The sequence below is a fragment of the Legionella quinlivanii genome, assembly GCF_900461555.1.
GTDB classification, from domain to species: domain Bacteria; phylum Pseudomonadota; class Gammaproteobacteria; order Legionellales; family Legionellaceae; genus Legionella_C; species Legionella_C quinlivanii.
In genome coordinates this window covers 1,079,914-1,106,520 of the sequence record NZ_UGOX01000001.1, presented here as the reverse complement: position 1 = coordinate 1,106,520, position 26,607 = coordinate 1,079,914, and the positions used below count along the sequence as shown (strand labels likewise).

Sequence of the window (26,607 nt, the reverse complement as noted above, 5' to 3'; positions counted from 1 at the left end):
ATTTATGCAACAATACCCTTGCAACCTCGGTTTCAATGGCAATTGCAAGCAACCGGCCTGTATCAACCTGTCGGCTCCAACAGTTTTCTTAATTAATGCCCATATCCATCCGTGCCCCCCGGTGTTATTTATGATAGACTAAATTCAATTAAATAATGAAGTGATATAAGCAATGTCTGATAACTATACCGCCGAAGCCATTGAGGTGCTCAATGGCCTTGAACCGGTACAACGCCGGCCGGGAATGTATACCGATACCACTCGCCCCAACCATCTGGCCCAGGAAGTCATTGACAATAGCGTCGATGAAGTGATTGCCGGTCATGCCAGCAAAATCATCGTAACCCTGCATGAAGACGGCTCTATTGAAGTCGAAGATAATGGCCGGGGGATGCCAGTCGATTTACACCCGCAGCTCGGACTTAGCGGCGTGGAAGTCATCATGACCCGTCTGCACGCGGGTGGAAAATTTTCAGATAAAAATTACAGTTTTTCCGGCGGCTTGCATGGCGTAGGAGTTTCCGTAGTGAATGCCTTATCCGAGCGGGTGGATGTACAGATAAAACGCAACGGCATCATTTATCAAATGGCCTTTGCCAACGGTGATAAAGTACAGGAATTAAATGAGGTGGGCGTGACCCGTAAACGCGATACCGGAACCTGTATTCGTTTTTGGCCTAACGAAAAATATTTTGACTCCATTCGATTTTCAATCAAGCCGCTCATTCATGTATTACGGGCCAAAGCAGTGCTTTGTCCAGGCTTATCAATGACATTCATTAATAAGGTCAGTGGAGAGCAAACACATTGGTGTTATGAGCGAGGTTTGACGGATTATCTGCGTCAGTCCTTGCCTGAAGACTTTTTGCCGGAAGAGCCTTTTAGCGGCGAGTACAGTAGTGAAGAAGGAACGGTAGATTGGGCTCTCGCCTGGTCTTTGGGCACTCAGACCAGCGGTTCCAGCGAAAGTTATGTCAATTTAATCCCGACTCCGCAAGGAGGAACACATGTCAATGGCTTAAGAGCAGGTTTGTATGATGCGCTTGCTGCCTTTTGCGAATTACGCAATCTTTTGCCGCGTGGAGTTAAACTGACCGCAGACGATCTCTGGGAACCATGCCAGTATATCTTGTCTGTAAAAATGAAAGAACCGCAGTTTGCCGGGCAGACCAAGGAACGGTTAAGCTCAAGACAAACCGCAGCATTTGTCAGCAATGTAATAAAAGATGCATTTGCATTATGGTTAAATCAGCATCGCAGTCAGGGAGAGATTATCGCAGCGCTCGCTATTGAACGTGCGCAAAAGCGCTTGCGTCAGGCGAAACAGGTTGCTCGAAAACGCATTCATCAGGGTCCTGCCCTTCCCGGTAAACTGGCTGATTGCCTGCAGCAGGACTTGTCAATGGCTGAACTTTTTCTGGTAGAGGGAGATTCGGCAGGCGGTTCAGCCAAACAGGCACGTAACAAAGACTTTCAGGCGATTTTGCCTTTACGCGGCAAGATTCTGAATTCCTGGGAGGTCGAATCAAGCCAGGTTCTGGCTTCTCAGGAAATTCATGATATTTCAGTAGCTATAGGGGTTGATCCCGGATCCGATGATCTATCAGGTCTTCGCTATGGCAAATTATGTATTCTTGCGGATGCTGACTCAGATGGTGCTCACATCGCCACCCTGATCTGTGCGCTGTTTTTAAGACATTTTCGTCCTTTGGTATCTGCCGGTCATGTATTTGTAGCGATGCCTCCCTTATATCGCATAGATATGGGGAAAACTGTGCAATATGCTCTGGATGATGCTGAAAAAATTAAAATTGTGGAACAGTTCCTTAAAGCCAATAAGGGAAAAGTCAATGTGCAGCGGTTTAAAGGACTGGGAGAGATGAATCCCATTCAGCTGCGCGAAACGACGATGGATCCCAATACCAGGCGGCTGGTTCAGTTAACGCTGGAAAATGAACAGGAAACAATGGCACTTATGGACATGTTACTGGCGAAAAAGCGAGCAGCTGATCGTAAAACCTGGCTGGAAACCAAAGGAAATCTGGCTGAAGTTTAATTATTACGATTTGGAAAAAACTTGTTTCCAAATCTGTTCATTTTCATTTCTGTTTAACATTGTTACAATTGCTTCATAAATTATCCTGATTGGAGTTAGAATGAAGCAAAGTGCTGAAGTAAGCAAGCTCATACAGAAACAAAAAGACCATAATAAAATACGATTAGCTCAGAAGTTGTGGAAAAAAAGCGAACCTATTGAGAACACGGCGGCCGAACTCTATTTAACCGTTACCAGAAAAATTCCGGCTGAAACTATAAAACACTTAGAATTCAGATACTTAAAAGGTCCTCTTAATATTGCGAGTTTTGATAATAATCAACAAGATGACTACCTGGTTGCTCCTGTTTATAATCTGGACGATCAGTTAGTCGGACTGCAGATTATTCAACTTGACCCTCACGGCAATAAAGCCCAAGCCATTCATGTTGATGCTAAAGAGTACTATTGCAAGAGGTATCTCGGAGCGGGCCATCCTTCGCGTCCTGGGAAAGCAGCCCTGGTCAATGAGGGTAGAAATCCTGATTTTGTTTTTATTGCGGAAGGAGTGGAAACGGCTGCCAGCATCGCTGCAATTCCAGCAATCAGGGATAATTTTAGCATCCTGGCTTCAATGGGAGTCAACGAACTTCCGGCAACCCTGGGCTATGTCAAAACACATTTTCCGCCCAATACCAAAGTGGTTCTCTTAAAAGATCATGATAAACCTGAAGGAGATGCAGATATAGCCTTCCAGAAGGCGCATGAATTATTTGTATCAGCTGGTTACCAGGTGATTATCAAAGAGCCTGTACCAAAGACTCCCGACGCAGAGGGCTATGACTGGAATGATCTTTTGATCGATGGCGGCGTGGACGCATTGGAATCGCAGTTCGAACTCGCGGTCAGCTCTTATGATGAGAAAGAAGAACACAGCGTCAATGATTCTTTTAGAAAACTGTATACACAATTGCTGGTCAGCGAGAATATCACCGAAGATCAGCAGTTAGTACAATTGCTGTCTGTTGTGATTAATCAACAGATACGTATTATTAAAGGCCGGCCATTCGGCGAGTACTTTTCTTCTGACTCCACTTCAAACAGAAACCTGCTCTCAGAAATGGACAAAAAAATTGATGAGATCATGCTGGCTTTGAAATATGTACAAAAACTTTCTTCGCCCTACATTCATTTACCGAGACTTCCCAACGTCGTGACTCGATTTGTAAACGCATTAATACAATTGCAACAAGAGCGAGCCCAACTACAGTCTGAAGCAAAAGAGGATAATCAGAAAGCTGAACGCTCCAGGCAGCAAGTGCTGGATGACGCTTATAACTTTGTCCTCGAACAATACAATCATTACCTGAAAGATACATCAGATTTTCCCGCTGCGATGATCCCTGAGGAAAGCGAGGATTTTAACTATTATTATGCCAATTTTCATCGCATTCTCTCGCATTCCATTGAGAAAAAACCATCGTTTGAATCGATCAGGCAATTGCTGAGACTGGAGTGCGCCCGATTGGAAAAAGAAATTAAATCGCGCTCCCTTGAACTGACTCAGCGCCAGTTGGAAGTCTGCTTTCAATTGAAAAACGATGCAGTTATCGGTTTGATTCTCTATCTGAAATCGATAGACAGCATGCTCAATCTGAAAAAACATGAACTGGATGGCGAAATGGATTCAGAAACCTATCGAGCCTATCAGAAAGAATATCTGGCTTTATACGAGAAAGCAGAATCCATTAATGATCTGGAAATCATACAACGTTGGTTGAATAATCTGGAACATTTCAACACCCTGCCCCCCTTGAAATATCAGCCGCCTCAGGCAGAGCACGCTCAGGAAGTTGAGTTTCTATTTGAAGAAGAAAATCAGAAAGAAACACTGGAAACCTTGATCCAGGAATTATTCGATAATATTCCCCTGGAAGAGGTAGAAGATAAAGAAAAAGGGAAAGAAATAGAAAAAGAAGCAGATCCCTTTGAGCAGGCAGTGAATGATTACGTGATTGAGCTGGCTTCCAATCTCTATAAATCCTTTGAAGTATACTCTCCGTGCAGACAGTTTCAGCAAGAATTCGATGGTCTGGCGCTCAGAGATGGACGCTTGACAATCATTGAAAGAAAGACCAATGATGGTACAGGACCTGGCGTGTTGCAGAGAAACTTTTGCCAGCAAAAAATCCTTTCCAAAGAGCAATTTGTTGGAAAAAACTGGCTTCCTGCCATTTTCAGTGATGCACATCCAGAGTCCTTCATTGATATCGAAATCCCCGCCAGGAAAGAGTGGTATTGTCCGGAATTTACCAAAGAAATTCAGGATATGCTGATACTGTCGGCCAAACTAACCGTCATTAAAGCATTAAAAGATATGCGCCTGGAGTTTAATTTAAATCGACCCCAGCATTACTCTCAGAAAGGATATCAGGGAGTATTCTTCAACAGCAGACTTTTAGGCGATGTCAAAGTTCGCTTCTCAGAACATGGTCTTGGCAATGAAGAAAGAGCGCATAGACAGATGGATGAGTTGAAGAACTCCATGTCTCAACACATCGGCCGAAGTCAATAAACCACAATATCTCTATTGGGCTGATTATCTGGCCCAATAGCCCTTCCCTTTTCTCATATCACTGCAATTGGCGTACACTATTTAAATAAGCCTGATTTAAAAGAGACGATATGAATCTCATAGAATGCCTGAAAAGTTTTACTACAGTAGTTGAAAATAATAGCTTTTCGGCAGCTTCAAGATTATTAAATGTTTCTCCCTCCAAAGTCAGTAAGCAGATTAACTGGCTTGAGGACGAATTGAGAATGAAGCTTTTTATTCGCTCAACCAAACAATTGATTTTAACTGACGCTGGCAAAACTTTATATGAAAAAGCGGGAAATCTATTTGAGGAAATACGGGATATTCACTCGATTTCTCAGAGCAAAAAAAATCATTTACAAGGAAAAATCTGCCTTTACCTCACCGTTTCACCCGCTGTTACTTTTTTTACGTCTCTGGGCATAGAGTTTATGAAACTCCACCCGGATATCTCATTGGAAATAATAGCCGGTTCAGATCATGCCAGTTTTTTTCAACATTCATTCGATTTAAGCATAAGTTTCGAACCCATTAGCTACCCCAATCTGATGTGTAAGAAATTGTTTTCTGTGCAGCGCAATGTCTACGGCTCAGATGCTTACCTCAATCGCAACGGCAACCCGGAAACTGCGGAAGATCTCAGACACCATAATTGCTTAATTAACACCCTCTATGGGCTGCAGAACAAATGGATTTTAAATAATAAAATTATTCATGTACAAGGTAGTTTTCAGAGTAATAATGCCTGCCTTCTAAAACAGGCTGCCATAGCGGATATTGGCTTAATCTGGGCTCCCCATTTCACTGTAATGGAGGAGGTTGAAAAGGGATTGCTATTGCCAGTTCTTGGCAATCAAACCTCACCAGAAATAATGCTTTATGCAATTTATAAAAATCATAAACATAAATTGAATTTAATTAACGAGCTGCTCGCTTTTTTCTGTAATAAAGTCAGCGAGCTTGGCATCATTGACTTGTAAGTTTGCTTAACAGGACCAATACTTAATAAGTAGGGTACAAAATCCAAGTTACCTGAGTACCCCTGATGAACTCAACGTTAACGAGGAGAGTAAAATGAAAAGGAATTTACCAATTATTATTAGCGGATTATTGTTATCCTTCGCATCCGTTTCAATAGCAGATAACACGACCCCCACACCGATGGATAAAAACTGGACTTGCTCAACGAATGCCAGCAGTAGCGATGTGGCTGCCGATCAGGATGCGGATAAACAAATGGACAATACTCCAAAATCAGCTGCAGATGCTTTTGCATTCGCTGCTAAAAATTGCAGAGATTGTACTAAAATCACCTGCGAATCTGATAACGACTAAGGCAACAGAGAGTCCGTGGCTGCTCCACGGATTCTCTATTGAACAGGAGTCCATATTATGAATGCAATTGATTTTCTAATCAGAGAACATGAAAGGGTAAAGCAACGCTTCCTTGATATTAGTGATGAAAGTCACCGCGAAGAAACTCGTAAAAAGATGTTTAACGAACTGTGTATGGAATTAATACGCCATGAAAAAATGGAACATAAAGTCTGGTACCCACACTTTAAAAATGATGATCGACTTGATGATACTGTCAGACATTTATTAACTGAAGAAAAGCATGCAGAACAAGCTATTCGTCAATTTGATGACATTAAAACTGTAGCCGCCTGGGAAAGAAAGTTTAACAAACTTATGGATGACGTCATCCACCATGCTGAAGAAGAGGAACAAAAACTTTTTCCAAAAGTGCGAAAACTTCTGACTGAAGAGGAATTAGAGCAGATTGGTAAAGACATGAGACAATTCAAAAGACAGTACCCTAAAGATCTCCATTAACAGCCAAAGAGAAATTTGCCCGTTCTCACTCCCGCCTGCGCGGGAGTGTGGACGACTGCTTTATAAGCCACCACGCGTCAGCAGCAATATTATCAATATAATTAAGACTAATCCTACCGCACCACTGGGATAATAACCCCATCCACTACTATACGGCCAAGTGGGCAAAACTGCCAATAAAATAACGATTAATAAAATCAGTCCAAGTAAGCTCATGATTCAATTCCTTTTAACATGACCCCCATATACGCAATAAGCTGCACAGCGGCTCATTGCCCCGATTACTATCTCAACTACTTATGCCTACTCAGGCATTAACAATAACACCTCCATTGGGATGAAGCACCTGCCCCGTCATATAGGAAGAATCCGAAGAGGCAAGGTACACATAGGCAGGAGCCATTTCAGCTGGTTGCCCCACTCTTTTCATTGGAACCTGCTGACCAAATTCAGCAACTTGCTCAGCGGAAAAACTCGCAGGAATCAATGGGGTCCATATCGGGCCCGGTGCTACGGCATTAACCCGGATTCCTTTTTTGACAAGATTTTGCGACAGGGAACGCGTTAAACCGACAATAGCTCCTTTTGTAGAGGAATAATCAATCAAGTGATCGTTGCCTTTATAAGCAGTGACCGATGTTGTGTTAATAATGACTGCTTCCTCTTTCAAATAAGGCAATAACGCTTTAATCATATAAAAATAGGAAAAAAAATTGGTTTTGAATGTCGCTTCAAGTTGTTCACAACTGATATCTTCGATGCTTTCCTGAGGATGCTGCTCAGCAATATTGTTAACCAGGATATCTATCTGTGAAACTTCCTGTATCGCCCTTTGCACCAGCTCTTCACAAGCATTGTAGGACTGTAGGTTTTTCGCAAACAACCAGCACTTTCTTCCACAGTTTTTTATAAAGTCGGCAGTTTCCCGGGCATCCGATTCTTCATCCAGGTAATGCACAATGACGTCAGCCCCTTCCAGAGCAAATGCACAGGCCACTGCTCGACCTATACCGCTATCTCCACCGGTAATCAAAGCAACCTTACCTGTCAGTTTCTGACCTGGTTTATAATCCGGAGAAACATAGACAGGGGCAGGTTGCATGACACTTTCTATCCCAGGTTGCCTTGATTGCTTTTGTGGAGGTAACTGATTTGGATAATCCATCACTTATCTCCTTATATATAATTATACCTCTGAATGCAGGCAATGCTTTCTGTGGCAATGAATACCCCCACAGGCTCCAAGACAACTGGATAAAGCACCTATTGCAAACAAAACAAATACTATCCACCCACTCCATGCCAATGTTTCAGGCGAGGCCGCTTTAGTCGCTTCAGTAGCCGGACTTTGTACGGTGACCTGATTTCCCTGAGCAGTGGTATTTCCTGTGTCTACGTTTACTGTGGGTGCCAGGGCAGCCGTATAGGTGCTGACATAACTACTAAGGGGCATAGCCAGAATAGCAGTTAATAATAAAGCCAGACTCCATGTGGCAAAGCCATATAAAATCCCAACACCAGGACTAACCACATGCGCCAGAAAACCGGCAGTAAATCCGGCCAGTCCCATTGCCACAATAGTACCGATTAATAAGCCAATCAGCCCGCCTATAGTAACGGTCGTGGCTTCATTATCGGACACAAAAGCGGTCAATCCAATAGCAATACTGTAGAGATGCAGTAAAAAACCCAGTCCAAGCCCCACCAGGGCCCCAATGATAATAGCCGACCAGCAAAACCAATGATGGTGCGGAGCGCATAGTTTTTGATCAACTACAACTGTTTCGTGATTCATGATGACTCCTTATTGTATATTTATTATTATTTTTATAAGTGTGAAACAAGCCAAATCAGCAGCAGAATACTGATAGGAATTCCTAACAACCAGCCAATAACATACATCATGATCGCCTCCTCCATCCTTAGTGGTTTATAAAACGTCTCTCCCGCTATGGGGAGAGAAATTAATTATAAAGACTGATGCGGATTTTCTTCATTATCCATATCCAGTCCTTCATCTTGATCGGACATGTTCCGCATGCCTTTTTTCTCTTTAAGCGGATCAAAATTTTGCTTTTCCTGCTTATTCTGCGGCATGTTTTGCTTGCCTAAATTTTGATTTTGGCTCTGATTGGGTATATTTCTATCCATGATAATATCCTCCAATGATAATAATTCTACGCAACATGAAATCTACACTACTTACTTTTCTGACTACTACTGGAAGCATTCTTTTTTGTTTGAGAGGATCTTTGATTTCGTTTTCGAGTTTCGGCAGCTTTTTTACCGCCAATTGAGGTACCAGTCATGATTTTTCTCCTTAAAAAATAATCTCCTTATTAAGAACAATCGTTTATTATTAACATCAATTTTTACATGTCCTATTTTAAACTTAGACCCATACAGTCATATGTCAAATAGACCGACTTGCCCGGCGATTGGGTTATACTTTATGTATCAACTTATCAGCATACTTCAAAATATGAAATCAGGGCAGATGGCTATTGACTTTTTAAAAGCAAGGGGATTAGTTCTGGTAACAGCTGAATCCTGTACAGCTGGACAAATTCTGGCTATTCTTGGAAAAGTTGAAGGCTGTGGGGAATGCCTTGAATTAGGATATGTTGTTTATTCTGAAGATGCAAAGAAAAATGTACTTCATGTACGCGATGAAACCATTAGAACCTATACATTAACAAGTGAACATGTTGCTCGTGAAATGGCCTTGGGCGCTTTGCAAAAAAGCAAAGCCAATATTGTAATTGCCACTACCGGGTTAACTGGCTCGGAACCGATGGACGGTGTAGAACCTGGTACTATTTGTTTTGCCTGGGGATTGAAGCACAATCAGGAATGGCGGCTCTATTCGGAAACGAAAAAATTTAAGGGAACACGGTCTGAAGTTCAAGTGGATGCGGCTAACTATGCTTTGGAATCACTACCCAAAATTTATCATCGTTTAAATTCAGACGCCTAGTGGCGCTGCCATTAATTAAGATATTTACCTACGTCCCCTGGCTTATTAATTATAATGTTAAACCCCTAAGTATCGCGCTTTATGCGCGGGATCCAGGCAATGCGTCTTATTGGCAAAAGCATTTTAAAACCCACTACCATTTATGGATACCCCGCATAAAGCGGGGTACGTAGGCTCTTATAGGACAGAATAACGACTATAATAGAGAGAATGCTCTTGCTGAGGGTTACATCTTCTAAACTTTTCCATCGTCAATTTCTTCTATGGATCAATAGAATGGATTCTATTCTCAACCAACAACCTTTTGGACTGGGCCTGTATTAGCTTGCTTTTTTGACATACTGATCATTGTTTACTATATTTAAAGTGTAGGATGATTCAACTGCGTAGTGCAGAAGAACCATTCACTGCAAAAGCCACTGCGTGTGGCTTTTGTCATTAATGAAGTTTATGAATTGATTTACTTAACTGCCCTTTAATCTTGCCATAAACATAATTTAGGAGAAGTCATCATGGAACGACCTCATGAAGTGGTTAAAGCCAGTGAAGTGACTGGAGTCAAAGTTAAAAATCTGAATAATGATAATCTCGGTGAAATCAATGAAATTGTACTGGATAAAATTTCAGGTGCTGTGAATTACCTGGTATTAGATTCCGGTGGGATGCTTGGGTTTGGAAATAAATTCTTTGCCATGCCCTGGAAATTATTTTCATATGATGAAGAGGATGACTGTTTTGTACTTAATCTGGATAAAGAAACTCTCGAAAATGCGCCCGGTTTCGACAAAGATCACTGGCCAAATTTCGCAACTCCAGAATTTTCTTCAACTGTAGAAAATTATTATAAACCGCATGTTTCAAAGGCAGCATCAGCTCCAATGACCACAGAGCTCTTTCATGATAGGGATTCCGCGGAAAAAGCTTATTTACGTGCAATTGATCAAGGATACAAACCCGAAGAAATCAATGTGTTAATGTCAGATGACACCCGTGAAAAATATTATGATTCATTTCTCACGACTGAAGAAACCGGTTCCAAAGCAGTTGAAGGAATGGGAGTTGGTGGACTTATCGGAGGCACAGTAGGTGCTACCCTGGGTGCGATTGCAGCAATTGGCACTAATCTGATTTTCCCTGGACTTGGAATCATTGTTGCAGGCCCAATAGCAGCAGGATTAGCAGGCGCTGGCGCAGGCAGTATCTCCGGTGGATTAATAGGTGCCTTAATTGGTTGGGGTATCCCCGAAGAACGAGCCAAAGTGTATGAAAAAGGATTGGCGTCTGGAGGTATCGTGTTGGGGGTTGAAAATCGTGACGATAATACAACATTGGAAAATGATTGGCGCAATTATTCAAGTAACAAAATTCACTAGGATAATTCCCTATCCTGTCTGAAATGCCGCTTTTAAAGCGGCATTTCTTTATCCTTACTCTTTGGAAGCATTCAACATCCAGTGCGCTTTTTCATGCGCTGCGATTCGGTCGCTCAACAGATTGGCTGTTCCTTCATCATGATTTTCCTGTGCGAGTGTGAGCGCCTGATTCAAATCTTTTACCAGGGTTGCATTATCATCTGCTAACTCAATCACCATTTGATTGGCGGAAAGACCTGAATTGCCATCCTTGATACGCTTCAACCGCTCAAACTCCTTAAAGGTAGCAGGCGCTTTATGTCCGGTGATTAAAATACGTTCCGCCACCTGATCTACCGCTTCAGCCAATTCCTGATATTGCATTTCAAACAGCTCATGCAAGGTTTTGAACTGTGGCCCCTTTACATGCCAGTGATAGTTTTGTGTTTTGAGATATAAGGCATAGGTATCTGCCAGAATGACTGATAATTTCTCTACTACTTGTGACATTTCCCTCTCCTTTTTAATTGGTTTTGAAATAAATATCCGTAAAATTTGGGGAATCAGGATAAATATTGATAGAATTGTCCCATTAAATCGATCGTTTGAGGCGATAATGGACGAACCACTCTATATATTAAACTCTAATAGTTTAGACAAGATTAATGAAGTACAAAAGGATTTAGCGCTCAATTTACTGGAATCAGGGCAAGTTCTTTATTTTCCCGAATATTTTTACGCCCATAATGCCCAACAAGAACATTATTTGCTCACTGACAAGATCCTGGATGGTCAGCACAAAAATATCAGTTATGATTATTTAAAAGATCGTCTGGGCGGTTATAACAGTAATAACCAAGGCCTTCCCTCCATTCTGAAACCTTTTATGCGCCAGTATGCCGAGTTTGCAAAACATTTGCTGGATACCGTATGTCCTCTCTACGCAGAGCATTTAATCTGGGGCCGAACCAGCTACCGGCCTGCAGAAATTCGCGGCAGGGCCAGTTCAAAGCGTAAAGATGATACCCGAGTTCATGTTGACTCTTTTCCTGCTTCTCCAGTCAATGGGCGCCGTATCCTGCGAGTTTTTTGTAACATTAATCCCTATGGTGAACCACGAGTGTGGCAGCTGGGCGAAGCGTTTAATCAAGTACTGGAACGCTTTTCTCCAGCCATCCCCAAATACAATCCCTCTGTTGCCAAATTATTAAAATGGCTAAAAGTGACTAAAACCATGCGCTCCGCTTATGATCATTATCAGCTGCAACTGCACGATCGCATGAAGCTTGATGATCATTATCAACAGACGGTTTCCAAAAACACCATTAATTTTCAGGCGCAAAGTACCTGGGTTGTCTTTACAGATCATGTTTCTCACGCGGCTTTAAGCGGGCAGTTTCTGCTCGAACAAACATTCTATCTGCCAGTAGCTGCGATGAGAAACCCAGAGCACTCTCCTTTACGCTGTTGGGAAAAGAATAAGATGGAAGAATTAGTTCAGGCTTAAAACTAAACGCCAAGGCTGAACAGATGAGTTTTGCCAGTTAATATTAAAAACGAAGGACTGAAAAATGCAAGGAAGAACACGGTATCAACAAATGCTGAAATGGCTCTGCTGTCTTTTGACAGTACCGAGCTTGTATGCGGCTACTCCTCTATGGGTATTTGTTCCCCAAACACCAGTGGCATTAACCGTAGCGCCCGGTGAGACAGCCCAAGTGCAATATGCTGTATATAATCAATCATCACGCGGAAAAGTATTGATAATGCAGCCAATTCAAGGGATTACACAAACCAGTCTTTGCCAGTTGCCCGCTAAAGGCTATTGCATTCTGACTTTACAGATCAATGGAACAGCGCTTACCGGTAATGTCATGGGCGGGCCTGTTCTATGTCAACAAGGCAATCCGAACCAATGTTATCAACCCTCGCCTCCTAACAGTCTGGCAATTACCAAAGGCCAGGCCGCCACTGCCTCGATTAATGCCTCTCCAGCAAGTCTCGTTTTAATTATCAATCAAAATGCAAAAGTGGTCACGATTACTAATCACTCCACACAAGTCACCGCGTATAATATTCGGGCGATACTGCCCGCAAGCTGGACCGATGTCATTCAGGACGCCAGCAGTTGCACCGTATTAGCGCCTGGCACTTCCTGTCAGATCTCCTTTACCCCAGGCTCTATTATCCATACTTTGCAGCTAATCCCTATTCAGGGCGACAATACCTCCACAGTCTCTATTAGTATTGAAGTGAAGCCAGTCCCGATAGCTATTGCCGCAGGACAATACACAAGTGTTGGCGCTATTCGCCCGCTTTTGGCGCTCAGCTCGGATATGGGTACAAGTTGGACCTTTCCTTCAGCTGTGAACTCACCGGTTTTTGTACCTGATAATACTAATTCCTACAATAATAGCGCTGCCTTCTTTGAGTCAAGTTGCGATGCACAAACCTGTATCGCTGTCGGCCAATACCGCGATGCAGGTTTGGTGCAACGCCCATTGTTGGCAGTGAGTCAGGACTCAGGCTTAAATTGGATCTTTCCCTCTTCTATCAATGCACCAGTTTTCTCGCCAGTTAATACAAACCCCTTTAGTAGCGCTGGTGAATTAGTCGGTGCAACTTGCCAGGAAAGCACTTGTATCGCTGCCGGCAACTACTTTAGTGCAGGAACGCGACGTCCCATTCTGGCAATTAGCCATGATTCGGGTACGAGCTGGAGCTTTCCTGCAGTTATTAATGCCCCTGTTTTTACTCCAGATAATACAAATGCTTTCTCCGGTAACGGCAGATTTTTTGCAGTAAACTGCCATGGCGCTATTTGTATAGCCGGTGGTTTATACAGCGGTGGTGGAGTTGACAGACCACTTCTGGCGGTTAGCCAGGATCTGGGTTTAAACTGGGCTTATCCCTCCGCTATCAATGCCCCCGTTTTTATCCCTGATAATACCAATGCCTTCTCGAATAATGGATCGTTCAACGGGGTCGCCTGCCAGGATAGTATTTGTATTGCCGCCGGCAGTTACCGCAGCGGTGGTACTGAGAGGCCATTGCTTGCGTTAAGCCAAAACGCCGCTGTAACCTGGACTTATCCTTCTGTTGTCAACTCTCCAGTGTTCACACCGGACAATAGCAACGCATTTATCGCTAATGGCAGGTTTTCTGACGTCAACTGTCAGGGAACCACTTGTATAGCGGTAGGGCGTTATTTTGGAGGTGGTACTCAACGCCCGCTCGTGGCAGTCAGCCATGACGCAGGCTCTAGCTGGACTTTCCCATCCTCTGTCACTTCACCTGTTTTTACTCCTGACAACACCAATGCCTTCACGGGCAGCGCCATCCTCTCGAGCATCAGTTGCCAGGGCCCTGATTGCATCACGGGAGGGTTTTATTTTGGTGGCGGCGGATTTAGGCCGCTCCTGGCAGTCAGTCATGACGCAGGGTCTAGCTGGACTTTCCCCTCCTCGGTCACTGCACCAGTCTTTACACCGGATAATACCAATGCCTTTACCAACGATGGCCAGTTTAATAATGTCCACTGTGGAGGAGGACTTTGTATTGCAGCAGGATTTTATATTAGTGGCGGAGTCCAGCGTCCCCTCCTCGCCGTTAGTCAGGATTTGGGCCTGACCTGGACCTTCCCGTCTGCTGCCAATACCCCGATTTTTACACCGGATAATAGCAATGTATTCTTTGGTGGTCGGCTCGATACTGCAAGTTCTAATGGCTTATGGCTACCCAGATCGCTGTCTTTACTAAAGACGCAATAAGGCTAATACAGATCTGACTTATTCGCCTTGAGATACACCGCATCGCAAGGCGAAAACCTCCTTATCGAGCAAGAGAAGGGCTGACTGACAAAGGCGTATTGCAGAGTTTCTCTTCCTGTCTTGAATAAATCGGGCTTCCACCCGCCTGGGCAATGAGAGCAGCAGTTGACTCGTTGATCAGCTTGTCGATTCGCCCCTCAACCTGCTTTTTTAAGGTGGGCAGCCAAAGAGGTTGTATACCCATTCTTTTGCTGATTTCTTCTCTCAGCTGATAGAGAGTTGGTAAATTAAAGCGTTCAACCCAATGTTGCAAGGTGCTTCGATCACGTATATAGCGTGCATTCAATAGTTTATCGAGGTTGGTTATTTCTACCTCTTCCAGCAATAAGCGATGCTGCACCACATGATAGGCGAGCGTATCCTCATTCAGTTTCAATTGTTGATTTAAGTCCGCCACTTTATCGGCATCGAAGTTATTTTGATGAATTTTGAGTTCTTCTATTAAGACCCCTCGTTTCTTTTTTAAACCATCTATTTTCTCTTGCTGAAATGCCATATCGCTTTGCCATTTTTTTTCTTTGACAAAATCGTCCACTCGCTTCACATAAGAGGCAATAGTAGATACACCTGGAGCCTCAAAATAATACTTTTCTATCGGAGTCGGTGTCCAATCGTTCAAACCTGAGTCATATAAGGTCTCATAGGTACAGAGTCCGTTTGAAAATTTTGCTTTCAAAGCATGCGGCAAGGAATTATAAAAGGCTCTAAAAAATAAAATATAATTCTGATCCTCTGGTTTGAATCCTATCTCATCCATCGTATAAGGAAGATGCAGCAGCCTGAGAAAATTATTTTCCCTTGCATTTTCCAAAATAAAAATCACTTGATCCGCTTTTTTCTTATAATCTTCCGAGAATACGCGCATAGAATTATCCTTAATTTTATTAAACAGGTGAAGACAGGCTAATATCATTAAGCGGCCTGACTATTTCATCGGGTTTTAAAGCAGCGGGAGCTGCTGGATTCGAGAATACAGGACTATTACCGGCCTGATTGACAAGGGAGCTCATTGACCATTGTGCTTTTAACTCGCTCCTGCGAAGCTCAATCAATTCATTGCGTTTTGTCTGCCATTCATTCTGCTCGGCAGGTCGCTTGCTGATTCTGGCCTGAACCACAGAAAGTGTTCCTAAATTGCATTTATCGATTAATGACAGCAAAGCCTTGTAGCTAGACGAGTACATGGGATCCAGCAATGCATTGACCTGTCTTTCCTTCGCTTGTAATTGTAAATGATGGTAATTTAGTGTTTCTTCCGTGAGTTGCAACTGCTTAGTCAGGTCCTCTTTCATCTCTTCCTGTAGATTCTTATCTTTCAATTGTTTGTTTAATATCCCTCGCCGCTCACTCAAAGTGTCTATTTTTTTCACATGATAATTCAACCAGTTTTCACATATGTGTTCCTCATTATATTTATCTATTCTTTGGACGCAGGACCTCATAATCGATATGCCGGGATTAAAAAAATAGGCTCTTGCCCAACCTGCCGGTTCCCAGTTGTCTAGCCCCAGATAATATAATTTTTCCGCTGTATCAAATTGCTCTGTTTTTCTTGCTGCTAAAAGAGAGCGAAGGTTTGCAGGCAATGAATCACAGAATCGTCTGAACGACTTGATGTACAATAATTCCTCGCCGCTGAATCCTAAGGCTGGAGCGGGATTAGATGATAATAAGATCAGGTAATTTTCGTTTACCGCTTCTTTTAAAATTAAAAGGAGTTGCTCCGCTTTCGTTTTAAATTCTCGAGTTAATCCGGTCATAATAAACTTCCTGTTGTGGATATCCATTTTATACAGCAAGAATGTTGAAGAAAAAAGAGATGATTTTTCAAAAAAAAACCCGCCATAAGGCGGGTTTTTTCAGGAAGCAAAGGCTTACATCATGCCCATGCCGCCCATACCGCCCATGCCGCCCATATCGCCGGCACCAGCAGCTTCATCTTTCTTTGGCAGTTCAGCAACCATGCACTCAGTAGTTAACATGAGGCTGGCAACTGAAGCAGCGTTTTGCAGCGCTGTACGGGTAACTTTAGTTGGATCCAGGATACCCATTTCAACCATATCGCCGAACTCACCGCTTGCAGCGTTAAAGCCAAAGTTGTCTTTTTGCTCAGCTACACGGTTAACGATGACAGATGCTTCGTAACCAGCGTTAGCAACGATTTGACGTAATGGAGACTCAATAGCACGACGCAGGATGTTGATACCCATATCCTGATCAGCATTGTCGCCTTTCAAGCCATTCAGAGCAGATTGAGCGCGGATTAAAGCAACACCACCACCGGCTACAATACCTTCTTCAACAGCGGCACGAGTAGCATGCAGAGCGTCTTCAACGCGAGCTTTTTTCTCTTTCATTTCAACTTCAGTCGCAGCACCGACTTTGATAACTGCAACACCGCCGGCCAGTTTGGCAACACGCTCTTGCAGTTTCTCACGATCGTAATCAGAAGTCGTTTCTTCCATTTGAGCGCGAATTTGGCTGATGCGGGCATTGATTTCAGTTGCTTTACCTTCGCCGTCAATAATAGTTGTAGTTTCTTTAGTCACAACAACTCGTTTGGCAGTACCCAGGTCTTCCATAGAAGCACCTTCAAGGCTCTTGCCCACTTCTTCAGAAATCACTTGGCCGTTAGTCAGAATAGCAATATCCTGCAACATTGCTTTACGGCGATCGCCAAAGCCAGGCGCTTTAACTGCGCAAACTTTAACAATACCACGCATGTTGTTAACAACCAGAGTAGCCAGTGCTTCGCCTTCAACGTCTTCTGCCACGATCAGTAAAGGACGGCCAGACTTGGCAACCGCTTCCAGAACAGACAACATGTCACGGATGCTGGAAATTTTCTTGTCGACTAACAGAATAAATGGATGCTCAAGTTCAGAGCTCATGTTTTGCTGGTTGTTGATGAAGTATGGAGAAATGTAACCACGATCAAATTGCATCCCTTCAACAACAGACAGCTCATTCTCAAGACCATTACCATCTTCAACAGTGATAACGCCTTCTTTTCCAACTTTTTCCATCGCTTCAGCAATGATTGCGCCGATAGCTTCGTCAGAGTTAGCAGAAATAGTACCTACTTGCGCAATCGCTTTACCATCTTTGCAAGGCTTGGACATGCTTTGCAGATGTTTTGTAACGGCGATAACCGCTTTGTCAATTCCGCGTTTTAAATCCATTGGATTCATGCCGGCAGCAACTGCTTTGTGACCTTCAACCAGGATTGAACGAGCCAATACAGTAGCGGTAGTAGTACCATCACCAGCTGCATCAGAAGTTTTGGAAGCTACTTCTTTAACCATTTGAGCGCCCATGTTCATGAAGCGTTGCTCAAACTCGATTTCTTTAGCAACAGAGACACCGTCTTTAGTTACAGTGGGAGCACCGAAGGATTTCTCCAGGACCACATTACGACCACGTGGGCCCATTGTTACTTGTACAGCGTCAGCCAAGCCATTCACACCGGCCAACATTTCCTGGCGCGCATTGTTACCAAAACGTAATTCTTTAGCCATTCTTAAAGTCTCCTAATAATCTGTTCTATGATTAGCCTTCAATAACACCCATGATGTCATCTTCACGCATGACAACCATCTCCTGACCGTCAATTTTGACTTCTGTGCCAGAGTATTTGCCAAATAAAACTACATCGCCTACTTTAACGGCCAATGCACGGACATCCCCATTGTCAAGGTTTTTGCCTGGGCCAACAGCCAGTACTTTACCACGAATGGGTTTTTCAGTAGCACTGTCTGGAATTACAATTCCGCCAGCAGTAGTTCGTTCTTCTTCCATGCGCTGAACAACAACACGATCGTGTAAAGGACGAATTTTCATACTTGTTTTCTCCTGGTTTAATTAATCACCTTGTTTTTTCAGAGTGAACTCTGAGCTGAAAGTACTGACTGATACTTCAGCCAATACCGATGACAACCATATGGGGGCATTGCTTTCAGATTCAAGGGCAGCAATGCAAATTTTTTAAATTTTTTGATCCTGACAGCAAATGAAATCGATAACTGCTTAATTTTTACTTAATATTGCCAAACTATAATATAAAGCAATGAAAATCATGTATCACTATGGCTAAAAAATGACACCGCTATTCCCAAGAGACGGCCAACGTCTCACCCTAAGTCAAGGCAAAACAGGAGACTGCTATTTAATCGCATCCATCGACTGCATCTATAATGCCAGTAAAGAAGGCAGAGAACGTTTAAAGTCAATGTTTAAAGAGCTTGACAATGGTGATGTGGAACTTCGCGTTAAACGTACAAAGCAAAGTGAAAATCTTGATACCGCCAAAATTGCAATCAATTATAAGCATAGTATCGATACGGATACCAATGAGGATGTCATTACCATTCCTCACTCCTATCTTGCCGAAATTGATGCCTCCAGAGAAGGGGTTCGAAGCAATTCGCTGGCGGTCAAAATATTAGAACGTATAAGTTCCTACTACTATAAAAATCCCTGGCAATATCAGCAGAATGTCCTTACCAGTATTAGTGCTCATGATTTAAATAACCGACATGAAGGGACTTCAACTGCCTTTGTCGGGCATCTCCTCGAAGTTCATAGTTATGACACAGAGGATATTCAGAAGATTATCAGTTTAAAGAACCGCTGGCCAGAAGCCCCTGTCTACATCAGCCTTGCCTATGGGAAAAAAGATATCCACGGTAAATATCATGGACGACACGGTCTGAGACTGAAGGAAATCATACGGAATGACAATGTTCCTGGAGGATACCAGTTTGTTCTGGTGAACCCCTGGAATAACACCAAAGAGGAAACCATTAACCTTGCTGATATCAGAACAAGGAATACTCGTTTTTGTTATTTCAGCGAAAATAAGGCCAGTGATAGATTAACCTGGGATATTGTCAATTGTACAAATGAACGGACTGGTCGTGCCATCTTTGAAAATTATCAATTATTTCAAGGCTTATTGAGCCTGCAAAAGCAGAATGTCAGGCTCAATGGGAATATAGCAAGTAACGCAGTTAAATTATATGCCCTTGCCCCTGCTATTTTCGATGAACCGGAATTATTAGGCAAATCTCCTATTCGAGAAGATTTCCTGGCGTGTCTTGAAAGTGCGCCTTATGCTTTTGACAGAAACTTCCACACTCTGAGAACAAGATTTCCGGATTTACTTGAAAAAAGGGAGGTCATATCAGCAAGACCGACTGTTCCATCTGCTCCAGAAAAGCCAGAGAATCTGTTTGAAAATGCATTGGATCATGCGATAAGCGAGAAAGCAAAACAAGCGGGTTTTGCCCATAACGCGCGGGAAATAGTGGAAGAAGGTCTGCTCAATTTTTATTTTCAGGGCCAACCCTTCAATTTAACCCAGGCCGGCGATCTTCGTTTTCGATTTACTGGCAAAGAGTTCAATGCGCAAACGATTGCCGACAGCCGGGTAAAAGAACAATTACTTCCTCACGGCTTATATTTAGCGATGGCAGGTGCTAACTCCGAACTCACTCCCCATGGTAAAAAGCTGCTGCAAAGTGACTATCCTTTAACAAGAGAGCTCTATCAGCAAGTTATTTCCCGGCAAAAAAACAAGAATACAGCACATCTCCTCAACGCTTTATATAACCTGAGTTTAGTGAATCCTCGCGCTGCTGAACAGTTTTTGAAGTTTGCAAAAGAGGATTTATCAGCAAGAGTGAATCTAAACGACATCATTGCGCAGGAGAATGACGCCCCTGTTAGAGACTGGCTTGCCAGACACTTGGCTGATTCTCCACCTATTGAACGCCTGCGTCGATTCGAAGAATTCAAAGAGCAACTTGGAAAATTTTCCGGTAAATTCAACGCCTTGAATTATCATAAATACGAGGAGCGCCTTGCTGAACTGGACAAATTCCTGGCCGATTTTAAGAATAATCATTCGCAGGAATTATATCCTGCTCACCTGGGCCAGCTTGATGGCTTGGTTAATGAAAAAAAGAGCGCATTGAAAAGATCAGTGCAACCTTATTTGCTTGCTGAGGACGCCCTCAACAAAGTAGCAGAACAAATAAAATCTATTCCGATAGCATTTACAAATTGCGATACAGTAGTCGCCGTTATTCTGCAAAAAGAAAGCCGGCAAGAGCAGATGTATCGTTTAATCAGACAGGACACAGTCACTCAGGCCGAACGTCTTCTCGGCTATCAGGCCGGGAAGTATCCAGCTATTCAACAAGCCAGGAAGGAGTTTGAACAAAATCTTAACCAGCAGTCCACTAAACAAATGGAACATTTGAGAAAGCGAGCGAATGATCTGGTTGCACCTATGGTTGCCAACATCAATGACTTCCATTTTAATTTTAATCATTGCTCCGAACTTGGCCAGGTGCGCCTGCACCAAAAGGCAGTGCAAGAACAACTTAAAGGCTTAACTGAACCTACTGCTGCATCCAGAAAGGCTGCAACTGTTGAAGGTACTTTAGGATTACCAGAAAGTGTTAACCGGGCGTATCAGGCAAAGCTTAATAATATTAGTTCTGCAGCAGACGCTGCTGAAAACAGAATAAAAAATCAGAATCAACAGCAACTCTACAAAATTGCATCTGAAATTAATCGTTTTAGCATTCAGTTTCGAGAATGCAATTCCGAGGCAAAGGCCAACGAGCGTCGAGAAGCGCTGAAACAACAACTGCTCACACATCTGGATGTATCCGGTTATGAAAAGGCGCTGGCTAACAGCGGAATAAGCCGGGCAGTATTCGTTGATGGTTATCCCCCTCAAATTGCACAGGCTCTAAAGCGAAAACGCCAAGATATCGATCGACGGGCCGATGAACTTATTGTCGGTTTTAGAAAAGCCGCCGCACCTGGGATTCTTGCCAGTATCAACCTGCAAAAGCATCTGGATAACCTGAAACATAAAGTTGAGGAATTGGAAAAAGAAGCTCTCACCAAACCCGATTATGTTGTACCGGCAGAAAAAGCCAGAACAATGTATACCCGCTTGACCAGGAATCAAGGGCGCTTTTTAAATGGCGAATTATCAGTTCCTGACTTTCAGTCAGCCTGCAAAGGGGCTATTGATAACGCTTTACCGGATTTAGCCAATCACAGGGGCTATAAAGTCAAAAAAATCGCACTCCATGTTCTGAGTGCCGTGCTTTCCCTCGGCACAGTCGGCCTTGCATTTGCCGTTAACTATGCATGGACAGGCCGCTATAGTCTGTTCCAACCCCAAACAGCGTCTGAAAATGTCACTCTTAAGGTGGATGAAGCGATTAAAGGAATCAAACCCAGATGAGAATAACTTTTGTCTCGCTGAACACTCAAATAATGCTCCATACTTTTTAAAATCGCACAATAATTGTAAGATAAGCTGCTACGCTATATAGATTAAGTTCAATTGATTGAACAATAACCTGGATTAAGCATGTATAAATGGTTATTCTTGCTGTTTCTCGCGATTTTTAATGGTTTCGGTTACGCAGCGCCTCTTCCGGCAAAAGAAGTGTTTACCGTCAATGTAAAACCGGTTGATCCCAATACTTTTTCAATCGATTGGCAAATCAAGCCAGGCTATTTTCTTTATCGTGATCGCATCTCATTGAGTGCGCCTGCTGATTCTGTTCTTCAGTTTGGCTCCATTATTTTTCCGCAGGCAATCGAAAAAAAGGATCGGCAAGGTCACAGTTATCTGGTGTACCGTGATGCTTTATCGCTGTTAATCCCGGTTCTTGGTGAGCAATCCGGAGAAACCTCTGTAAGCCTTCATTATCAGGGATGCTCGGATGATGGTTTCTGTTATCCGCCTGAAACCAAACAGGTTAAGTTAGCCATTAATGAGCAGTTAGCTTTAGTTTCGGCGTCAACGGGTACTGCAATTATTGCTCCACCGGTACAGAAGGCCAGTGCTCAGGAAAGTGCTGCGATAGCTGATATTTATGAAAATTCACACTGGTTTATGGTTATTCTCAGTTTCTTCGGCTTTGGCCTGCTTTTAGCGTTTACACCCTGCGTTTTGCCAATGGTTCCAGTATTGTCAGGTATTATTGTCGGACATGGACATGATATTACAACACGCAAAGCGTTTCTGCTCTCATTCAGTTATGTGCTTAGTATGTCAATGACTTATGCGATTGCGGGAGCCATTGTGGCCACGCTTGGCAGCAATCTGCAAATTATAATGCAGGCCCCCTGGGCTATTGGATTGTTTAGCCTGATATTTATATTACTCGCGCTTTCCATGTTTGGCTTTTTTGAGTTAAAGCTGCCTGTTTCCTGGCAGGCTAAATTAGCTAAAGCCAGCCGCAGTCAGCATGGCGGTCATTATCTTGGCGCAGCCATTATGGGCTGCTTGTCGACCCTTATTCTTTCTCCTTGCGTAACCGCTCCTTTAATCGGCGCTCTGGGATATATTGCGCATTCAGGCAATATACTGTTTGGCAGTTTGACTCTGTTTTTTCTGGGGCTGGGTATGGGCACTCCCCTCCTGCTGATTGGCACCTCCGCTGGCAAATGGCTGCCCCGGGCCGGGACCTGGATGAATTCGGTAAAAAACTTTTTTGGCTTCCTGTTGCTGGCGGTTGCCATTTATCTGATGGGTCGTCTGTTGCCCCCTCCTGTCACCATGATTTTATGGGCAGCGCTTCTCGTGTTCTCCGGTATTTTTGCCGGGGCTCTGAATCCTGCACAAAACAATTATGAAAAAATGCATCAAAGCACTGGTATTTTACTTCTTGTTTATGGCTTACTGATTCTGGCAGGCGCCAGCATGGGCAGCAAAGATCCCCTGCTGCCTTTAGCAGGCATATTCACTAAAGCCACCGCAGCCAGCATGGAACGTGAAGAACTGATTATTAAAACTCCCGCCGAATTAAATGAGGCCCTGCAAACAGCAGAAGGCCGTCCTGTAATGCTTGATTTTTATGCCGACTGGTGTGCTTCCTGTAAAGTCATCGCCTCATCTACGTTGAATGATTCTGAAATTAAAAGAACACTGGGTAATTTTCTGGTTTTGAAAATTGATGTCACTGCCAATGACGCAGCAGCACAGGCCCTCATGAAACAGTATCAGGTGGTAGCTCCCCCAACCTTTCTTTTCTTTAATTCCGCCGGAAAAGAGTTAAGCGGATTGCGTTTGGTGGGCGATGTGTCTACTCGTGAGTTTTTAGATCGCCTACAAAAAGTGGAAACTCTGGCAAGAAATTGACTATCTCTTACCGTTTACATCAAATCGTAGGTCGGGCGCTTCGCCCGACATTTCATTTTTCACCAAATCATCATGCTGACTATTGATAAGCATGGCCAGAACCGAAATGTCGGGCGAAGCGCCCGACCTACGATCTCTGAAATCCCAGGCCCTGCCAGTTATCCTGCTCGTCCGTCTTTTAATTGGACAGTCGTTACTTCAAAAGGTTATAATAGTCACCTTTTGCATTCGGAGTTATCAATGAATCATCGCGTGGGCTTTGTCAGTTTGGGTTGTCCCAAGGCACTGGTTGATTCAGAGAGGATTATTACCCAATTACGCGCTCAGGGTTATGAGCTTGTTTCCAGTTATCAGAATGCCGGCCTGGTCGTCGTCAATACCTGCGGTTTTATTGATTCAGCGGTCACTGAATCCCTTGATACTATTAAGGAAGCAATGGCTGAAAACGGACGGGTTATAGTAACCGGCTGCCTTGGCGCTAAAGCCGATGTGATTCGGGAAGCTTGCCCGGATGTCCTGCATATCAGTGGGGCTCATGCCTATGAGGAAGTGCTCCGTGCGGTTCACCGCCATCTTCCCCCACCCGCTGATCCCTTTACGCAATTAGTGCCTCCTCAGGGAATTAAATTAACGCCCCGCCATTACGCCTATTTAAAAATCTCCGAAGGATGCAATCAGAAATGTACTTTCTGTATCATTCCCAGCATGCGTGGAAAACTGCAAAGCTATCCTTTAAGTCAGGTTCTCACTGAAGCAAGAAAGCTGAAAGAGGCAGGCGTGCAGGAACTCCTGGTTATTTCTCAGGATACCAGCGCTTACGGCGTAGATACGCGTTATCAGCCTGTTGAGTGGCAAGGTCGTACAGTGAATACCCGTTTTCTTGACCTATGTCAGGAGCTGGGTGAGCTGGGAATGTGGGTTCGGCTTCATTATGTTTATCCTTATCCTCATGTTGATGAGATCATTCCTTTAATGCGAGACGGCTTAATTCTTCCCTATCTGGACATTCCCCTGCAACATGCGAGCACAAGGGTTTTAAAAGCGATGAAGCGTCCGGCCAGCAGTGAAAACACGCTGCAACGTATCGCCTCCTGGCGCGAAGTTTGTCCCGAAATTACTATTCGTTCGACTTTTATTGTGGGTTTTCCCGGTGAGACTGAAGAGGAATTTGAAGAGTTACTCGACTTTCTCGAGGAAGCTCAGCTCGACAGAGTCGGCTGTTTTCAATACTCTCCAGTTGAAGGAGCCAAGGCTAATGAACTGGCTGATCCGGTTCCGGATGAAATCAAAGAGGAGCGTTACCACCGCTTTATGCAGCTGCAGGCTGAAATTAGCCGTAATAAATTAGCTGAAAAAGTGGGCAGTATTCAAACTGTTCTGGTAGATTCTGTCGATGATGAGCAAATTATTGCCCGCAGTAAAAGCGATGCGCCTGAAATTGATGGGTTGGTTTATCTGCCTCCTGATAGCCAGATTACAGCCGGCCAGCTGTTGGACGTAGAAATTGTAGACAGCGATGACTATGATTTATACGCAGCCTTTACAACTCCTGCTTAATAGATCTGTACCTGATCCATATTCCATGCGTATACTCATAGGATATTAATAATTAACAGGTTTGCTTTGAATGAAGTGGGCTTCTTATCATTATTTATCCAGTTTACTGAGACAATGTCTTTTGCTGTCTCCGCTGCTATTGATAACTGCTTGCGGAGAAAAGCCTGCTCAGCAATCCTGGGGAGAGCCAGAAGTCGGGGTGGTTGAGCTGCAATATCAATCCTTTCCGATCACGGTTGAATTACCAGGACGGGTACGCGCCCATCGTATTGCTGAAGTACGCCCGCAAGTGAACGGAATTATTTTAAAACGACTGTTTACAGAAGGCAGCGATGTCAAGGAAGGGCAGTCATTATATCAGATTGATCCCGCCCCTTATCAAGCTGCGGTAGATACTGCCAAGGGAGAACTTAGCAAAGCAGAAGCCAATCTCGAAATTGCCAACCTGACCGTGCAACGCTATAAACCCCTGCTGGGCAATAAATTTGTTAGCAAGCAAGACTATGATACCGCAGTAGCCAATGCCAAACAGGCAGAAGCCAGTGTTGAATCCGCAAAAGCGTCGCTTGAAACTGCAAAGATTAATTTACAATATACCAAGGTTCTCTCTCCTATTGATGGCCGAATTGGACGATCCAGTGTGACCGAGGGCGCATTAGTGGCTGCGAATCAGCAAACTGCGATGGCCGTTATCCATCAGCTTAACCCTATTTTTGTTGATATTACCCAGTCAAGTAATGATTTTTTCAAGCTGCAAAAAGAGCTGGAAAAAGGCAAACCTGAAGGAAAGTCACAGGATATTTCCGTTCAGTTATTCTTAGATGACGGCAGCCTTTACGATCAGAAAGGCAAACTGGAGTTTTCAGAAGTTCAGGTTGATGAAACCACGGGCTCTATTACATTAAGAGCAATTTTCCCCAATCCTGAAAGCAAGCTTTTGCCGGGGATGTTTGTTCGCGCACAGCTGAATATGGGCGTTAACCCCAAAGCCCTGCTGGTACCTCAGCAGGGAATCACCCGCGATAACACCGGAAAGGCAACGGCTCTGATTGTTGATGGTGAAAACAAGGTTGAACAGCGCAATATTACAGTCACGCAGGCTGTCAAAGATAAATGGCTTGTGACCAAAGGGCTAAGCGCCGGCGATAAAATTATTGTCAGTGGGCAACTGAAGGTTAAACCGGGATCAAAAGTTAAAATACTCAAGCTAGATGAGAAAAAGCCTGAGAAGACCAAGGTGGATGGCTGA

The 26,607-nt window shown here is 43.7% G+C and carries 22 protein-coding genes; 13 read left to right on the top strand and 9 right to left on the bottom strand.

Annotated elements, in window-relative coordinates; translation table 11 throughout:
* Positions 1–172: 172 nt before the first annotated feature.
* From parE to DYH61_RS04660, 5 genes are all read left to right on the top strand, one after another.
* Positions 173–2,056 (top strand): DNA topoisomerase IV subunit B, encoded by a 1,884-nt coding sequence (gene parE, locus DYH61_RS04680; RefSeq protein WP_058506176.1) that lies wholly within the window; start codon positions 173–175, stop codon positions 2,054–2,056.
* A gap of 100 nt (positions 2,057–2,156) precedes the next feature.
* On the top strand, positions 2,157–4,610 hold the full coding sequence (locus DYH61_RS04675) for a toprim domain-containing protein (protein ID WP_058506175.1): 2,454 nt from the start codon (positions 2,157–2,159) through the stop codon (positions 4,608–4,610).
* A 110-nt stretch (positions 4,611–4,720) separates the two neighbouring features.
* Complete coding sequence (locus DYH61_RS04670; protein WP_058506174.1) at positions 4,721–5,611, top strand: LysR family transcriptional regulator; 891 nt, start codon at positions 4,721–4,723, stop codon at positions 5,609–5,611.
* Positions 5,612–5,705: 94 nt separating this feature from the next.
* Positions 5,706–5,966, top strand: a complete 261-nt coding sequence (locus DYH61_RS04665; RefSeq protein ID WP_058506173.1) for a hypothetical protein — start codon at positions 5,706–5,708, stop codon at positions 5,964–5,966.
* A 57-nt stretch (positions 5,967–6,023) separates the two neighbouring features.
* Complete coding sequence (locus tag DYH61_RS04660; RefSeq protein WP_058506172.1) at positions 6,024–6,467, top strand: hemerythrin domain-containing protein; 444 nt, start codon at positions 6,024–6,026, stop codon at positions 6,465–6,467.
* A gap of 60 nt (positions 6,468–6,527) precedes the next feature.
* Here the strand turns inward: DYH61_RS04660 and DYH61_RS04655 are convergent, their stop codons facing one another.
* The 4 genes from DYH61_RS04655 to DYH61_RS04640 form a co-directional block, all read right to left on the bottom strand.
* Positions 6,528–6,683 (bottom strand): DUF3309 family protein, encoded by a 156-nt coding sequence (locus DYH61_RS04655; RefSeq protein ID WP_083499131.1) that lies wholly within the window; start codon positions 6,681–6,683, stop codon positions 6,528–6,530.
* A gap of 91 nt (positions 6,684–6,774) precedes the next feature.
* Positions 6,775–7,632, bottom strand: coding sequence for an SDR family oxidoreductase (locus DYH61_RS04650; RefSeq protein WP_058506171.1), 858 nt, complete (start codon positions 7,630–7,632; stop codon positions 6,775–6,777).
* A 21-nt stretch (positions 7,633–7,653) separates the two neighbouring features.
* Positions 7,654–8,262: a hypothetical protein gene (locus DYH61_RS04645; protein WP_234999846.1), complete on the bottom strand. Its 609-nt coding sequence runs from the start codon at positions 8,260–8,262 to the stop codon at positions 7,654–7,656.
* 173 nt (positions 8,263–8,435) lie between these two features.
* Complete coding sequence (locus DYH61_RS04640) at positions 8,436–8,618, bottom strand: hypothetical protein (protein WP_058506170.1); 183 nt, start codon at positions 8,616–8,618, stop codon at positions 8,436–8,438.
* 301 nt (positions 8,619–8,919) lie between these two features.
* Here DYH61_RS04640 and DYH61_RS04635 point away from each other — a divergent pair, with 301 nt between their 5' ends.
* Both DYH61_RS04635 and DYH61_RS15835 read left to right on the top strand, forming a co-directional pair.
* Entirely contained in the window at positions 8,920–9,444 is a 525-nt protein-coding gene (locus DYH61_RS04635) for a CinA family protein (protein WP_234999845.1), read from the top strand.
* Between the two features lie 512 nt (positions 9,445–9,956).
* Complete coding sequence (locus tag DYH61_RS15835; RefSeq protein ID WP_083499130.1) at positions 9,957–10,817, top strand: PRC-barrel domain-containing protein; 861 nt, start codon at positions 9,957–9,959, stop codon at positions 10,815–10,817.
* A 54-nt stretch (positions 10,818–10,871) separates the two neighbouring features.
* On the opposite strand, the gene DYH61_RS04620 is transcribed toward DYH61_RS15835, so the two are convergent.
* A complete protein-coding gene (locus DYH61_RS04620) occupies positions 10,872–11,306 on the bottom strand; it encodes a Dps family protein (protein WP_058506169.1) in 435 nt (144 codons plus the stop codon).
* A 106-nt stretch (positions 11,307–11,412) separates the two neighbouring features.
* Between DYH61_RS04620 and DYH61_RS04615 the strand changes: the two genes are divergently transcribed.
* Positions 11,413–12,303, top strand: a complete 891-nt coding sequence (locus tag DYH61_RS04615) for a Kdo hydroxylase KdoO (RefSeq protein WP_065236101.1) — start codon at positions 11,413–11,415, stop codon at positions 12,301–12,303.
* 64 nt (positions 12,304–12,367) lie between these two features.
* Positions 12,368–14,566: a sialidase family protein gene (locus DYH61_RS04610; protein WP_058506168.1), complete on the top strand. Its 2,199-nt coding sequence runs from the start codon at positions 12,368–12,370 to the stop codon at positions 14,564–14,566.
* Positions 14,567–14,627: 61 nt separating this feature from the next.
* Here DYH61_RS04610 and DYH61_RS04605 read toward each other — a convergent pair whose 3' ends face one another.
* From DYH61_RS04605 to groES, 4 genes are all read right to left on the bottom strand, one after another.
* Entirely contained in the window at positions 14,628–15,491 is an 864-nt protein-coding gene (locus tag DYH61_RS04605) for a hypothetical protein (protein ID WP_058506167.1), read from the bottom strand.
* 19 nt (positions 15,492–15,510) lie between these two features.
* Positions 15,511–16,386, bottom strand: a complete 876-nt coding sequence (locus DYH61_RS04600; RefSeq protein WP_058506166.1) for a hypothetical protein — start codon at positions 16,384–16,386, stop codon at positions 15,511–15,513.
* Between the two features lie 114 nt (positions 16,387–16,500).
* On the bottom strand, positions 16,501–18,144 hold the full coding sequence (gene groL / locus DYH61_RS04595; protein WP_058506165.1) for a chaperonin GroEL: 1,644 nt from the start codon (positions 18,142–18,144) through the stop codon (positions 16,501–16,503).
* 31 nt (positions 18,145–18,175) lie between these two features.
* Positions 18,176–18,466 (bottom strand): co-chaperone GroES, encoded by a 291-nt coding sequence (gene groES / locus DYH61_RS04590; RefSeq protein WP_058506164.1) that lies wholly within the window; start codon positions 18,464–18,466, stop codon positions 18,176–18,178.
* Between the two features lie 256 nt (positions 18,467–18,722).
* On the opposite strand from groES, the gene DYH61_RS04585 reads away from it, so the two are divergent.
* The 4 genes from DYH61_RS04585 (at position 18,723) to DYH61_RS04570 (ending at position 26,607) form a co-directional block, all read left to right on the top strand.
* The gene (locus tag DYH61_RS04585; protein ID WP_058506163.1) at positions 18,723–21,893 is read left to right on the top strand and encodes a hypothetical protein; all 3,171 of its coding nucleotides are present in this window, start codon (positions 18,723–18,725) and stop codon (positions 21,891–21,893) included.
* 129 nt (positions 21,894–22,022) lie between these two features.
* Positions 22,023–23,801, top strand: a complete 1,779-nt coding sequence (gene dsbD / locus DYH61_RS04580; RefSeq protein WP_058506162.1) for a protein-disulfide reductase DsbD — start codon at positions 22,023–22,025, stop codon at positions 23,799–23,801.
* Positions 23,802–24,041: 240 nt separating this feature from the next.
* Positions 24,042–25,358 (top strand): 30S ribosomal protein S12 methylthiotransferase RimO, encoded by a 1,317-nt coding sequence (gene rimO, locus DYH61_RS04575; RefSeq protein WP_058506200.1) that lies wholly within the window; start codon positions 24,042–24,044, stop codon positions 25,356–25,358.
* Positions 25,359–25,428: 70 nt separating this feature from the next.
* Positions 25,429–26,607: an efflux RND transporter periplasmic adaptor subunit gene (locus tag DYH61_RS04570; RefSeq protein ID WP_058506161.1), complete on the top strand. Its 1,179-nt coding sequence runs from the start codon at positions 25,429–25,431 to the stop codon at positions 26,605–26,607.

What these genes read in the sequence shown, in the direction of transcription:
- parE (WP_058506176.1), top strand. Translation starts at nt 173, where the DNA reads ATGTCTGATAACTATACCGCCGAAGCCATTGAGGTGCTCAATGGCCTT.
- DYH61_RS04675 (WP_058506175.1), top strand. Translation starts at nt 2,157, where the DNA reads ATGAAGCAAAGTGCTGAAGTAAGCAAGCTCATACAGAAACAAAAAGAC.
- DYH61_RS04670 (WP_058506174.1), top strand. Translation starts at nt 4,721, where the DNA reads ATGAATCTCATAGAATGCCTGAAAAGTTTTACTACAGTAGTTGAAAAT.
- DYH61_RS04665 (WP_058506173.1), top strand. Translation starts at nt 5,706, where the DNA reads ATGAAAAGGAATTTACCAATTATTATTAGCGGATTATTGTTATCCTTC.
- DYH61_RS04660 (WP_058506172.1), top strand. Translation starts at nt 6,024, where the DNA reads ATGAATGCAATTGATTTTCTAATCAGAGAACATGAAAGGGTAAAGCAA.
- DYH61_RS04655 (WP_083499131.1), bottom strand. Translation starts at nt 6,683, where the DNA reads ATGAGCTTACTTGGACTGATTTTATTAATCGTTATTTTATTGGCAGTT.
- DYH61_RS04650 (WP_058506171.1), bottom strand. Translation starts at nt 7,632, where the DNA reads ATGGATTATCCAAATCAGTTACCTCCACAAAAGCAATCAAGGCAACCT.
- DYH61_RS04645 (WP_234999846.1), bottom strand. Translation starts at nt 8,262, where the DNA reads ATGAATCACGAAACAGTTGTAGTTGATCAAAAACTATGCGCTCCGCAC.
- DYH61_RS04640 (WP_058506170.1), bottom strand. Translation starts at nt 8,618, where the DNA reads ATGGATAGAAATATACCCAATCAGAGCCAAAATCAAAATTTAGGCAAG.
- DYH61_RS04635 (WP_234999845.1), top strand. Translation starts at nt 8,920, where the DNA reads ATGTATCAACTTATCAGCATACTTCAAAATATGAAATCAGGGCAGATG.
- DYH61_RS15835 (WP_083499130.1), top strand. Translation starts at nt 9,957, where the DNA reads ATGGAACGACCTCATGAAGTGGTTAAAGCCAGTGAAGTGACTGGAGTC.
- DYH61_RS04620 (WP_058506169.1), bottom strand. Translation starts at nt 11,306, where the DNA reads ATGTCACAAGTAGTAGAGAAATTATCAGTCATTCTGGCAGATACCTAT.
- DYH61_RS04615 (WP_065236101.1), top strand. Translation starts at nt 11,413, where the DNA reads ATGGACGAACCACTCTATATATTAAACTCTAATAGTTTAGACAAGATT.
- DYH61_RS04610 (WP_058506168.1), top strand. Translation starts at nt 12,368, where the DNA reads ATGCAAGGAAGAACACGGTATCAACAAATGCTGAAATGGCTCTGCTGT.
- DYH61_RS04605 (WP_058506167.1), bottom strand. Translation starts at nt 15,491, where the DNA reads ATGCGCGTATTCTCGGAAGATTATAAGAAAAAAGCGGATCAAGTGATT.
- DYH61_RS04600 (WP_058506166.1), bottom strand. Translation starts at nt 16,386, where the DNA reads ATGACCGGATTAACTCGAGAATTTAAAACGAAAGCGGAGCAACTCCTT.
- groL (WP_058506165.1), bottom strand. Translation starts at nt 18,144, where the DNA reads ATGGCTAAAGAATTACGTTTTGGTAACAATGCGCGCCAGGAAATGTTG.
- groES (WP_058506164.1), bottom strand. Translation starts at nt 18,466, where the DNA reads ATGAAAATTCGTCCTTTACACGATCGTGTTGTTGTTCAGCGCATGGAA.
- DYH61_RS04585 (WP_058506163.1), top strand. Translation starts at nt 18,723, where the DNA reads ATGACACCGCTATTCCCAAGAGACGGCCAACGTCTCACCCTAAGTCAA.
- dsbD (WP_058506162.1), top strand. Translation starts at nt 22,023, where the DNA reads ATGTATAAATGGTTATTCTTGCTGTTTCTCGCGATTTTTAATGGTTTC.
- rimO (WP_058506200.1), top strand. Translation starts at nt 24,042, where the DNA reads ATGAATCATCGCGTGGGCTTTGTCAGTTTGGGTTGTCCCAAGGCACTG.
- DYH61_RS04570 (WP_058506161.1), top strand. Translation starts at nt 25,429, where the DNA reads ATGAAGTGGGCTTCTTATCATTATTTATCCAGTTTACTGAGACAATGT.